This window comes from Rheinheimera sp. ATLC3 (assembly GCF_059429535.1).
On sequence record NZ_CM182103.1, the window covers coordinates 2,715,871 to 2,728,329 of the forward strand.

13 protein-coding genes are annotated in these 12,459 nt (G+C 49.2%); 2 read left to right on the plus strand and 11 right to left on the minus strand.

Annotated elements, in window-relative coordinates:
- Window positions 1-20: 20 nt before the first annotated feature.
- The 10 genes from AC5SV9_RS12605 to AC5SV9_RS12650 form a co-directional block, all read right to left on the minus strand.
- Complete coding sequence (locus AC5SV9_RS12605; protein ID WP_475149861.1) at window positions 21-362, minus strand: hypothetical protein; 342 nt, start codon at window positions 360-362, stop codon at window positions 21-23.
- A gap of 151 nt (window positions 363-513) precedes the next feature.
- Window positions 514-729, minus strand: coding sequence for a DUF6795 domain-containing protein (locus AC5SV9_RS12610; protein ID WP_495473537.1), 216 nt, complete (start codon window positions 727-729; stop codon window positions 514-516).
- 171 nt (window positions 730-900) lie between these two features.
- Window positions 901-2,073, minus strand: coding sequence for a lipase family protein (locus AC5SV9_RS12615; RefSeq protein ID WP_475149859.1), 1,173 nt, complete (start codon window positions 2,071-2,073; stop codon window positions 901-903).
- A 30-nt stretch (window positions 2,074-2,103) separates the two neighbouring features.
- Window positions 2,104-2,643, minus strand: a complete 540-nt coding sequence (locus AC5SV9_RS12620; protein WP_475149857.1) for a DUF6795 domain-containing protein — start codon at window positions 2,641-2,643, stop codon at window positions 2,104-2,106.
- A 129-nt stretch (window positions 2,644-2,772) separates the two neighbouring features.
- On the minus strand, window positions 2,773-3,639 hold the full coding sequence (locus tag AC5SV9_RS12625; protein WP_475149855.1) for a D-amino acid aminotransferase: 867 nt from the start codon (window positions 3,637-3,639) through the stop codon (window positions 2,773-2,775).
- 148 nt (window positions 3,640-3,787) lie between these two features.
- On the minus strand, window positions 3,788-4,636 hold the full coding sequence (locus AC5SV9_RS12630) for a DUF4392 domain-containing protein (protein ID WP_475149852.1): 849 nt from the start codon (window positions 4,634-4,636) through the stop codon (window positions 3,788-3,790).
- Window positions 4,637-5,578, minus strand: coding sequence for a 5-oxoprolinase subunit C family protein (locus tag AC5SV9_RS12635; RefSeq protein WP_475149850.1), 942 nt, complete (start codon window positions 5,576-5,578; stop codon window positions 4,637-4,639). It lies immediately after the preceding gene.
- The gene (gene pxpB, locus AC5SV9_RS12640; protein WP_475149848.1) at window positions 5,575-6,267 is read right to left on the minus strand and encodes a 5-oxoprolinase subunit PxpB; all 693 of its coding nucleotides are present in this window, start codon (window positions 6,265-6,267) and stop codon (window positions 5,575-5,577) included. The genes AC5SV9_RS12635 and pxpB overlap by 4 nt, the downstream gene beginning before the upstream one ends.
- A complete protein-coding gene (locus AC5SV9_RS12645; RefSeq protein ID WP_475149846.1) occupies window positions 6,264-6,989 on the minus strand; it encodes a 5-oxoprolinase subunit PxpA in 726 nt (241 codons plus the stop codon). The genes pxpB and AC5SV9_RS12645 overlap by 4 nt, the downstream gene beginning before the upstream one ends.
- A 110-nt stretch (window positions 6,990-7,099) precedes the next feature.
- Window positions 7,100-8,035 carry a LysR family transcriptional regulator gene (locus tag AC5SV9_RS12650; protein ID WP_475149843.1) on the minus strand — a complete coding sequence of 312 codons (936 nt, stop codon included), beginning with the start codon at window positions 8,033-8,035 and terminating at the stop codon, window positions 7,100-7,102.
- Window positions 8,036-8,123: 88 nt separating this feature from the next.
- Between AC5SV9_RS12650 and AC5SV9_RS12655 the strand changes: the two genes are divergently transcribed.
- Window positions 8,124-9,575 carry an NAD-dependent succinate-semialdehyde dehydrogenase gene (locus tag AC5SV9_RS12655; protein WP_475149842.1) on the plus strand — a complete coding sequence of 484 codons (1,452 nt, stop codon included), beginning with the start codon at window positions 8,124-8,126 and terminating at the stop codon, window positions 9,573-9,575.
- A 9-nt stretch (window positions 9,576-9,584) separates the two neighbouring features.
- On the plus strand, window positions 9,585-10,883 hold the full coding sequence (gabT, locus tag AC5SV9_RS12660) for a 4-aminobutyrate--2-oxoglutarate transaminase (protein ID WP_475149841.1): 1,299 nt from the start codon (window positions 9,585-9,587) through the stop codon (window positions 10,881-10,883).
- 15 nt (window positions 10,884-10,898) lie between these two features.
- Here the strand turns inward: gabT and AC5SV9_RS12665 are convergent, their stop codons facing one another.
- A complete protein-coding gene (locus tag AC5SV9_RS12665) occupies window positions 10,899-12,323 on the minus strand; it encodes an amidase (protein ID WP_475149838.1) in 1,425 nt (474 codons plus the stop codon).
- Window positions 12,324-12,459 lie beyond the last annotated feature (136 nt).

The window sequence follows — 12,459 nt, forward strand, 5'->3', positions numbered from 1 at the left end:
TCATGTTTGTTTTATCTCTCTTAATAAGTGCGGGGAAGTTTGTCTAAACCCAGAAGTTGTTCAACAAAAAGCAGGTTGAGTAAGGTGCCTGCTGCAATGCCCAGAAGTATGCCGGCTGCTACTACGGTAATCGGCACGGGTATCGGTTGCTTCACTACCCAATGCATATTTAAGACGGCAAAGCTAACTACTATTAATCCAGCCGCTATTGAGTTAAATAGCAGGCTGGTTGGTATGTCAAACACCCACAAACTGGTTGCCGTTTTAAAACGGAAATAGATGTTTATTGTCGGCAGTGCAGCACAAATCAAGACACAGGTAAGCAGTATACCGAGGTATAACCCCGGCCCATGTAATGTCATTATTTTGTAGCCTCTAATCGTACCGTAAACAGCCGCTGCTGCATAAAACAAAAAAGCCGGTAAAAGAATGATGCCCAAAGTTTAATCCTTAAATACTTGCCACAGAACGGCATTGTAATTTGTTCTTAATCAGGCCAACGACAGGTACTTATCACGCCATGAGGAAAGTCAGATCTCTCTTCACCTGGCGGGTTCTCATTTCCCACAGACCTCCAGGTATACGGGAGCGGATATTTTTCTCTGTGAAGCGAAAATTGCCTTCAGCATCTGTCGTAGTTTTATCAACATACTCTTTGTCGTAATGAAGCTCACGAGACACAAGTACCTCCTCTAAAGGCTGCCCGTTTAGTAACACCTTGCCTCGCACTGCAGGTGACAATTACACATCGTATTTTTTTAACCAGCCAAACATATCTACCATTACCTGTCGCGGATAGATCATCGTCAGAGCTGACATCAACAAAATTGATCTGCATGAAACAGTGAGATTCATTAAATGACTCGGACCAGATAGTGCTCACTATCTGGTCCGTAAGTTCTATAAGACGCTATCAATTGCGTTTCGAGCACTGCGGTATAGTGTTCCGACAGTTTTTTCAAATACCCAACGGATAAATTTAAAGGAAAGATCTGTCACAGTGGTAATCGCCTGACGAGCAAAAACTAGCATATGTCCTAATAAACCTCGCACTTGTCCGGCGAATTGTGTAGTCGATTTAGCAACATCTTCCAGTGTGCGAGCCAACATGTCGTAAAAGGTTAAGCCGGTACTGATACCCGCTTGAGCGATAACAGCAGTTAATTTCCCCGCAGCTTTAAGCAAAGTAATCAACGCATCACCGATTTTATTGGCCCAGTAAGTGGTAAATGAAGCTTGGTGGCGTTTATCGTAGTCCAGCTCTACAGGTCTCACTATGTCTGCGGAGCGATCACCTAAGCTACCCCAGTCTTCGCTGTTTGCTGTATTAGCATAACCCGGTGTATCCGTGTAGTGCATTCCATGTGCACCAATGTTAATCCCCTGGCCTGCATCCAGACGATATTCCACGCCTTTATAAGGTGCATGGTGAAATGGCCAGAGCGGAACTAACGGCACCGGATCTGCACCATGTGTACAGCGATAAATACCTCCGTCCAAACTACCGGTGTGCTTTATGGCAAAACTTTCTAAGCCAACCCTCGGTGCACCAAAAGTGTAAAGATTTACTGGACATTTATAGCGTAGTTTGACCCAATCGGCAGTGAGTGAAGCCAGTGCGCCCCCTAAACTGTGGCCAACGCAATGTACAGTTGTGGAGCCTGACAAAACAGGAGTCAGGGTTCTCTCAAAAATTGATTTCATACTCTGAAAAGTTTTGTTAAATCCCGCATGCACCATACTGCCACTGTCTGAACCGGCGTAGCCAATATTTGCATTAGTAAGCCAGTCATTACCGCTGGTGAACTTGGTGCCACGTATCGCAATAGCTACGTGATTTCTGTAACGGTCTTTTCCCTGCCCGACGATGGCAAAGCCAGTCGTTTTATTGAACAACCCAAAAGGACCGCCACCGCTGACACCTTGCACTGGCCCGTTGGACAAGTCGAACGAAAAGTGTTTTGTGCTCTCCGAATCACGGCTAAACCGGTACACTCCTCGAGATGTTGGTGTACGGATGTCATAAACCAGACTAGCTAAGTCGGAGGCAATTTTTGGGGTGATAGTATTCATTTGGGTAAATTCCTTTTGTGAAAACTGACGTTATGAAGAGGTATCCAATTGGCAAATACTTACAACGCCATGAGGAAAGTCGGGGTACTCGATGTTAGGCAAACGGTATTTTTCTTCGGGTGAAGTTAAATCGCAATTTAATGCTTTCAGAAGATTTTTAAAGGTAGCATGTGGCTCAATACTCGGTGTTGAGGTATACCAAAGCACGTAAGTTTTGCTTTGATAGTCTAAAGATATAACTTGCCGAATTGTCGATTGATCTAATTTATTGCCTGGCAATCGGGATTTAATATTCTTCTCTGGAAAATAAAACTGGCCCTGCTCATTGGTGATAGCTTCATCGTTATAAGATTTGTCGTAATCAAGTTCCCTAAACACTTTTATGCCTGACAAAGGTTTACCATTTAACGTAATTTTCCCTTGCACTTCTGGCGACAAATGCACATCGTATTTTTTAAACCAAGCAAACATATCTGCTGTAACCTGTTGTGAAAAAACAATAAATATTAGAAAACTCAGTGCTGCCATTAGCAACGTAAAAGGCTTTTGCCTGAACATACCAGTCGTCATCCGATGGTTGGCTGAAATGGACGTTGCGAAAAGATAACCAAATAATAATTTTTTGTAAATTAATTATTTGTTAAAATGCGGAAAAAGTGGCTGAAATGCGCTGTAACGGACGTTACAGCGCGACATTGCTTAGTAGTTGAATTTGTAAAGGCTGAATAGCTGTTGTACCTGCAGCCAAACATCGCCAACTAAACCATCGCCTACCGGTTTATCGTTAACAAACAACACCGGTGCAATTTCTTTACTGGAACTGGTCAGCCAGATTTCGTCAGCCGCCAGCACTTCAGCTTCACTGATATCGCGCTCTTCTACTTTCAGTGAGCTGTGCGCTGCCAATATTGCCAGCAAAATGTGGCGGGTAATGCCAGGCAGTAATTTATGGCTCAGCGGCGGGGTGGCGATAACGCCGTCTTTGACAACGAACACATTCACTGCCGCGCCTTCGGTTAAGTTACCGTCTTTATCAAACAGCAGAATTTCCTGCGCGCCCTGGCTGTAGCCTTGCTGATAGTGCAGCACGTTGCCCAGCAGCGATGTCGATTTAATGTGGCAACGCTGCCAGCGTAAATCCTGCCCGGTCACAACAGCATAGGTTGTAGCTTTGGCTTTATCGGCTACCGGTTCAGGCGGAATAGCAAAGGCAAAGCCAAATACAGTTGGGCTGATATTAGCCGGGAAAGCATGGCCACGTTTGGTGTCTGTACCGCGGCTTACCTGAAAATACACGCCGATATTGTCTCCAAGCTCTGCGCGGTTGTCGGCCAGCAGTTGGTCGGCGATCTGCTGCCAGTCTGCCTGGCTGAGCTTGGGGTCAATTGACAGTTGTGCCAGGCCGCTGTGCATGCGGTCGATATGCGGGCCAAAACCGACAAAGCGTCCTGCATAGCTTGGGATCACTTCATAGATGCCATCGCCAAATAAGAAGCCGCGGTCCATTGGCGATATCTTGGCTTCACTGGCCGGTACAAAGGCACCGTTTAAATATACTGTTGTCATTGCGGTTCTCTTTAAAATGCTATTCAGATATTCATTCAGCAGAATCGATGTACCCTAAGCCAACCGTTGACGGCATGGATGCCGGAATCGAGCCTACAGGGATGTATTCACGGCGTGTTGGTGTGGGTATATCGGTTCGGCGGTTACATCATATTTTCAACACTTCAGTCAGATCTGTTATCAATTGCAGGCCCTCGGTATGAGGCAGGCCATCTTCGGTCAGTGTATTTAGCCGGGTAACACCATCCACACTGCCTTTGGCCGATAAATACTGCAAAATGGCCAGTGGGTCAGAGCTCGCTAACAGGTCTTCACCACGCAGCGCCGACACCATGGCGGCAAGGCCCCAGGCTGCCCAATTTGATACATCTGCCACTATCAGTTCATCACATTGTGTCACCGAAGGCGTAATGTTTAGCTGGCTGACCTGTTGATACAGGTTGCCCATACCAATTTCATTGCCGCCATCGCCTATACCAATGCTGGGGCAGGCCGCCAATGTCAGAAAATAATCAAAGCTGGCGCAGCGCAGTGATATATCTTCACCGCGCATATTGGCGTAGCGGTGCTGGGCATTAAACCCAGGGCGTTCAATAGAGATCACCAGCTGCGGCTGCAATTCGGCCAGCGCCTCACTGGCGACCACTGGCAGCGCATCATACTGATTAACGCTAATTTGGTAGCACTGATAATCTGCTTTAAGTGCGCTGTACAACGGGTCGCCACAGACAATAATCGGCCTGGCGCCAAGCTGTTTCAGCAACTGGTAAAGGCCAATAGCACCGACAGGGCCATCGGTTTCAAAAGTGTCTAATACCGGGAAGCCGGTGCCGATAAGCACAGTGCCGCGGCACTGATTAAGCAGTCTTGCTGCTCGCAGAATATAACCGGGCCGTAAATGAGGCTTAAGTGTCGCCATGCCGCGCAGGTTTTGCCGCACTAATAACTGTTCTATCTGCTGGCTGATGGCCAGAAAATCGGTATTTAATATCGTCATCTATAGTGTTACCAACTGGCTGGTGATGGCGTCGGTGCGTACTTTGGCCAGACACAGGGCATTATGGGCCTGCTCGGCGCTGATGGGCGTAAAGTATACCTCTACTCCTGCACCGGCTTGTGACAGCAGCGCGCAGTCAAGCGACAGCACAGAACCGATTTTCGGGTAACCGCCCAACGTTTGCCGGTCGTTCAGCAGTACTATTGGCTGGCCATCCGGGGGTATTTGCACAGCGCCATAACAGATACCCTCTGATAACAGCTGGCTTTGCTGGCAACGGATGGCGCCGCCTTTTAGCTTGTAGCCCATGCGGTCAGCCTGCGGCGTAACCTGATAGCTGTTGAGGTAAAAACGCTGGCGTTCGGTGCTGGCGAAACTTGCTGCCTGGTAACCCTCAATCAGTCGCAAGGTCAGAATACGGTTAAACTGGGGCCGGTATTGTGCAGGCAATTGTAACCTCGGCAGGCTTGTCACCTGTGCGGCAGGCAGGCTATCGCCGGCTTGCAGTTTGTTACCATTCAGGCCGCCAACGCCCTCGCGTAGCACTGTCGAGGTGCTGCCAAATTGCGGCTTAACGTCAAAACCGCCTGCCACCGCCAGATAGCAGCGCAGGCCCTGGCTTGCCATGGCTAATTCGATAACGTCGCCATTGCTAACTTTATGCGTCGTCCACGCCTGCGCAGCTTTGCCATTAATTGTTAAAGCGGCATTAGCCCCGGTGACGGCAATGTAGCTACTGCCATTGGCTTTTAACTGTAAACCGCCAACGCTGCACTCAATCAGGGTAGAGCCTTGTGGGTTAGACAGCAGCCGGTTTGCCCAGTACGCGGATTGGGGGTCCATTGGCCCGCCAGTTGTCAGACCCAGCGCAGCCTGGCCAAAACGGCCCAGATCCTGTAGCAGGCTAAGCACGCCGGGAGCCAGTACGGTAAAACTGCTCATACTTCGCCTCCCAAACGTATAAATTCAGCTTTATCAACAGCCACAAAGCGCACCTCGTCACCGACAGCAACCGGCATAACCGGTGTAGCGGCGGGGGTGAACATAGCTGTAGGGCACAAGCCAATCAGGTTCCAGCCACCGGGTGAGGGGGCCGGGTAAACTGCTGTTTGCCGGTCGGCTATTGCAACTGCACCGCGTGGTACTTTTGCCCGTGGTGAACTAAGACGAGGCATTTGAAGTATCGGGTCAACTTCACCCAGGTAAGCAAAACCCGGCGCAAAGCCAATGGCATAAACGCGGTAGCTGACGGCCTGATGACGTCTGATCACCTCTGCAATACTGATGTTTTTTGTACTGGCAATCAGAGCCAAATCCGGGCCGCTTTCTTCGCTGTAGTAGACCGGCAGTTCAATTTGCCTGCCGGTGGAGTCGTTACCACTTCGCAATTGTTGCAGGCAATGTTGCAACTGACGGCGTACCCGGTACAAGTCTGTACTGAAGGGGGCAAATACCACCAGTATTGACGCGTAAGATGGCAGTATATCAAGCAAATGTTCCGATAATTCTGCACGGATAAGTTCACAAGCCTGCTGTACCAGCGCGGATATTGCCGGATCAATGCGCTGCTCGAAATACAGCATCAAAGCGTTTTCCCCGGCATTACTCAGTTGATATTGCACCTGACTCATGCCAGCAGGGCCTTAATTTTTTCTACCTGAGCGATAGCAGCCTGATTATCGCCGTGCACGCACAGTGTATCTGCGCTAAGTTGCAGGGCTTTGCCCGAGGTTGTTGTTACCGTGCCCTGAGTCACCAGTTGCGATACCTGAGCCAGCATCTCGGCTTCATGCAACACAGCACCGGGCTCAGCCCTTGGTGTCAGTTTGCCATCGTCGGTATAACGGCGGTCAGCAAAAGCTTCAAACAGCAGGCTGACGCCTTTGGCATTGGCTAAGTCACGATAATGCTGTTGCTCTGCCGTGGCCAGAATCATTAATTTAAGTGGCCGGTAGTAGCCCGCCACTGCGTCCAGTACTGCGTCGAAAACACTGGCGCTGGCCATCATGTCGTTGTACAACGCGCCATGTGGTTTAACGTAGCTTATAGAGACACCAGCACTTTGTGCCATACCGTCCAGCGCTGCTATCTGATAGCGCATAGTATTAATAATTTCGCTGGCAGACAGCGCCATACTGCGCCGGCCAAAGCCTTGCAGATCCGGGTACGAAGGATGCGCGCCAACAGCAATGCCATGCTGCTTAGCCATTTTGAGGGTTTTGGCCATCACGTCGGCATCGCCGGCATGAAAACCACAGGCAATATTAGCCATATCAATGTACGGCATCACAGCGGCATCCAGTCCCATTTGCCAGCTGCCGAAGCTTTCGCCTAAATCACAATTCAGTTTCATCCTGCCCTCGTCGTCGCAGCTGAAAAATAATTTATTCATGTTGCGTTTAATTTTAGTAATAGTCTAGTCGGATGCGACCAAATTCTACAGTGAGACGATATCGGTTTAACCTATGGTATTGCATCTTTATCGCCATCAATCGTCTCCATCAGCAATTTTAACATCAACCGACTTTTGCTCTGCTGTGACTCATCTGAGCGGCACACCAAGTATTGTTCAAACGGATACTGATACAATGTTGGCTTTAAAAGCCGCAGCTGACCGCTTTTTTGGTAAGTTGCCGCTAGGGTATCAGGTAAGAAGCCCATATAACGCCCGGTTAAAATTAGTGCCAGTCGCAGATCAAAAGTATAAGCCTCAGCAGTGCAGTTTAGCTGTTGTAACAAGCGGCGTCCCTCAGGGTTAATATCCATACCCGGATGTATGGTTTGGTGCTGCCAAAGTTGTTCTGGCGTTAATTCCTGCTCTTTTACACTAAACAATGGATGTCCTGCAGCACAGCATAGATAAACCGGAGTGCGAAACGCCAGCTGATACTCAAGTTGCTCAATACGGCGGTAGCCAGGCATTAATGCTAGATCAGCTTGCTGCTTCAGTAATGCCTGCTCAATTTGGATAAGAGGTAAGAGTTCCAGCCGGATCTGCAGCTGTGGTGCTTTTTTTACCAATTTTTGTAATGCCCGTGTAAGCACCAGCTGCCTCGCACTTTCCAATTGATCTGCGAGGAGCAGCCGCAAAGTACCGCTATAGCTATCTTGTAAAGCATTTACTTGCTGACTAAACAGACGGTGTGCTTGCTGCAGCTGTTGCAGCGCGCTATAAATAGCCGAGCCTTGTTCTGTTAGCATAAATCCATGCCGGCCGCGGTAGCATAACTTAAGTCGCAGCCGCTGCTCCAGGCTGGATATATATAAGCTGATACTACTGAGACCGATGTTCAGTACCGGTTCTGCGGCACTCAAACCATTACAATCCACTACTGTCTGAAATACCTGTAATAACTTCAAATCGTATTGAGTCAGCGGTCTTAACGGTGTTTTTGTCATGTTTGAATTCCTTCAAACTAAGGTTCAGAAGTTTGATATTTAATGTCCTCAGCCTTTGCGGTGCAATTACCTGTATAGGGGGGGACTTATGACAATACCGTTTTTCTCACAGCCACCAGTTGGTAGCTATATTGCCGGTGAATGGTTTGCTGGTAAGAAAAAGTTTTTAGTACGTAATCCTGCTGATGACAGCACACTTGCCCAGTTAGCGGATGCAAATGAACAGCAAGCTTTACATGCGGTTAATGCAGCGACAGAGGCATTATTTGCCTGGTCAGCACTGCCTGCAGCGACCCGGGCCGCCATTCTTGAAGTATGGCACGACCTTATATTATCTAATCAAGACGAGCTGGCATTGCTGCTTACGCTAGAGCAGGGCAAACCACTAAAAGAAGCAAAAACTGAAATTGCCTACGGTGCCAGCTACATAAAATGGTTTGCTGCGGAGGCCATTCGGCTTTACGGCGATACCATACCTGCTGCGGCAAGCAACAAAGCAATTCTGGTGTTGCGCCAACCCGTTGGAGTTGTTGCTGCTATTACACCATGGAATTTTCCCAATGCAATGATTACCAGAAAGGCTGCCGCTGCCCTTGCCGCAGGCTGCACCTTTGTTGTTAAGCCCGCGGCGGAAACGCCATTATCAGCATTGGCCCTGGCAACTTTGGCGCAGCAAGCTGGAATACCTTCTGGGGTGTTTAACGTTGTGGTGGGTACTGATGCAAAAGCAATTGGCGAGGTGTTGACCGCTAATCAACAGATCCAAAAATTTAGTTTTACTGGCTCTACTGCTGTAGGTAAAAAACTGCTGGCTCAATGTGCCGCTTCGGTTAAGCGAGTCACAATGGAACTTGGTGGAAATGCGCCTTTTATTGTGTTTGACGATGCTGATTTAGATGCCGCCGTCAGCGGATTGATTGCGTCAAAGTTTCGTAACGCCGGGCAAACTTGTGTGTCCGCTAACCGTGTGTTTGTTCATAACTCTGTCTCAAAACAATTTAGCACCAAGCTTCTCGAAGCCGTCGTTGACTTGAAGCTTGCGCCAGGTTCAGAGCCTGATAGTCAGATTGGTCCACTTATAAGTGACAGCGCCGTAGTTAGGGTACAGCAGCTGGTAAATGCAGCGATTGAAGATGGCGCCTGTTTGTTATGCGGTGGCAGAGCAGATGTTGCAGGCCGTCGATTTTATCAACCAACCATCTTAGCGGACACTGACATGAGCATGGCTGTGTGTCAGCAAGAAATTTTCGGGCCGGTAGTTCCATTAATCAGCTTTGATAACGAAGAGGAGGTACTGGCTTTGGCAAATTATACCGATGCAGGCCTTGCTGCTTATTTTTACAGCCGCGACATCGGCCGTGTATTCCGGGTAGCGCGCCAGCTTCAATTTGGCATGCTGGGAATTAATGAAGGCATAGTGTCCAACGCTGCAGCACCTTTTGGGGGGATCAAACAGTCAGGGTTTGGTCGGGAAGGCTCAAAATATGGCTTAGACGATTATACAGACTTGAAATATATGGCCCTAGGAGGGCTGGATTAAGGAGGTTTTGTGGAAAATCAACAGTGGCAACACCGTAAAAATCGGGTATTCGCAAGAGGGCAGGGCAATTTATTGCCTGTGTATATTGAGCGCGCTGAAAACGCTCGGCTTTGGGATGCTCAGGGCAAGTCCTACCTAGACTTTGCTAGCGGCATAGCCGTGTGTAACACTGGGCATGGCAATGCGGCAGTATTGTCGGCAGCGATACAGCAATTGCAGAATCTGGCACATAGTTGCCTGATGATCACACCATACTCAGCTGCTGTAGAATTGGCGGAGCAGTTAGTCAGTCTAATGCCGGGTGAAGATGAAAAAAAAGTCATATTAGTCACTACGGGTGCTGAGGCAGTAGAGAATGCGATAAAAATTGCCAGAAGTTATACAGGCCGTCGGGGGGTGGTTGCATTTCAGGGCGGATTTCATGGGCGAACTAACCTTGCGATGGCGTTAACAGGTAAGGTTACGCCTTATAAAACAGGTTTTGGCCCCTTTAACGCTGATATTTATCATATACCTTTTCCGATGGCCTGCCACGATGTCACCACTGAGCATAGTCTGCTGGCGCTAAATAATCTGTTTAAAGCGACAATTGCACCAACTGATGTTGCCGCAATAATAATTGAACCCTTGCAGGGCGAAGGGGGCTTTTATCCTGCGCCAGCCAAGTTGATGCAGGCGTTACGTAAATGCTGTGATGAGCACGGTATAGTTTTAATTGTTGATGAAATCCAAACAGGTTTTGGCCGTACCGGAAAAATGTTTGCTATTGAGCATCATGATATTGAACCAGATTTGGTTACTTTAGCTAAAGGAATTGCGGGTGGCTTACCACTAGCCGCAGTTGTCGGTAAAGCTCAAATAATGGATGCGCCTGCTGCAGGCGGGCTTGGTGGCACCTACGGTGGTTCTCCGGTCGCCTGTGCTGCTTCGCTAGCGGTATTGAGGCAAATGACGCAACAGCAATTGCCGGCCAGAGCAAAAGAGCTTGGCCAGTTGCTGGTTAACGCATTGAATTCATTAGCTGTCACCTATCCTCAGTGTGTAAAAGATGTAAGGGGCCTCGGGGCAATGGTTGCGCTGGAGTTGGTTAATGCCGATGATAGTCCTGCCGTAGATTTGGTTAAACAACTGGTTGCAAAGGCACCAGATTATGGCCTGATCTTGCTGCCCTGTGGCTACTACAACAACGTGATCCGCTTTTTACCGCCACTTACCATGCCCTTTGCTGAAGCTGTGCAAGGCATGCAGCAATTTAGTCAATTGCTTAGCGATTGTCTGCTCGCGGGTAAAGCATTGGCAGCATCATGATGTAAAAGGTATTGCTCAGGTCAGCGGCGGGAAATACTTAGTGTAAAAGTCGCAGGCCTGGGTATCTGCCAAAATTTCTGCCACGGCAAATACATCTCCTTCCTGATATGGCTGACCGACGATCTGCACTGAACTTGGCACGTCGTTATCGCAAAAACCGTTGGGCATGGCCAGCACCGGGCACTGGCTTAAGCTATTAAACGGGTAAGTCATAAACCAGCCTTTATTGGCATCGACTGTCTTACCCTCTATGCTAACCTGATGCTGGCTATAGTCAAAGTCTGGCCTGATATCGCTGGTGGCGACGGTCGGGCACAGCAACAAGTCATAGTGTTTAAATACCCTGGCCAGCGCATCCCACATCTGGCACAGATATAAGTTGGCATCCAGCATTTGCTCCGGCGTTAAACTATCTACCTGCGCCAGATACTGCTGCATATAAGGTGTCATCATAGCGCGCTGCTCCGGCTTACCAAACTGCCGCCTGAGCAATAACCCCATCAGCGCGCGTTGCTGAATTTTGGCAGTGTCTATTACACGCTCATCCCAATTAAGCTCTACCTCGTCCACCTGCAAGCCCTGTGCGCGTAACGCGTCGCTGCTTCGCAGCAATTCGCGCTTAATATCGGACGCCAGCGGGTAAAAACCTAAATGAGCACAGACAGCGATTTTTAGCTGCTTAACCGGTTTGCGCGGCGCCAAGTCTGGGTTGGTATCCGGAATAAACGAATGAGAGTCGCGCCAGTCAGCACCGCGCAGCAAGGGGTAAACATAGCGTAAGTCTTCCAGACTGCGGGTAAGAATGCTGTGATGGCAATACAAATCAATGTTATACGGGCTGATTTCAGCCACCCGTCCATGCGGAGGCTTATAACCATACAGGCCACAAAACGCTGCCGGAATACGCACCGAACCACCAATATCGGTAGCATTGGCAAAGCTGGCCATGCCACTGGCTACGGCAATCGCTGAGCCACCGGACGAGCCTCCACAGGTGAAATCAGTATTCCATGGGTTACGGCTGACACCCCATAAATCTGACCAGGTAACGGCTGAGGTGGAAAATTCCGGAGTAGTAGTGCGGCCAAGCACAATAGCTCCGGCATCCAGCAAGCGCTGCGCTGCCGGATCGGTTTCTTTGGCGACAAAGTCCGCCAGGCAGCGAGAGCCATTGGTGGTGATTTGCCCCTTGATATAGGTTTCGTCTTTAATCGCCAGCGGCAAGCCACAGAGCGGCCCGGCCGAGCCTTGCTGGTAGGCCTTGGCGGCCTGCTCTGCCTGCGCCAGTGCTGTATCGGCAAACACAAAGTTAAACGCATTTAGCGCCGGGTTATGCCGGGCAATACGCTGAAGGCTTTGCTGCATTAGCGTCACGGGCGATAACTGGCCACTGTTAAACTGGCGCAATTGCTCGGTCAGGGGCAGATAAAGTGGGCTCAAGGGCAAACTCCGCTAACAAATAATACGCCATTGTGCGCACAGCCAGAGCGCGCAGAAAATGAATAACCATCGGTTTACACTATGGATGCAGGCGGGCTTAACCGCCAGTAAGCCAGTTTTTGTCCGGACATGACAT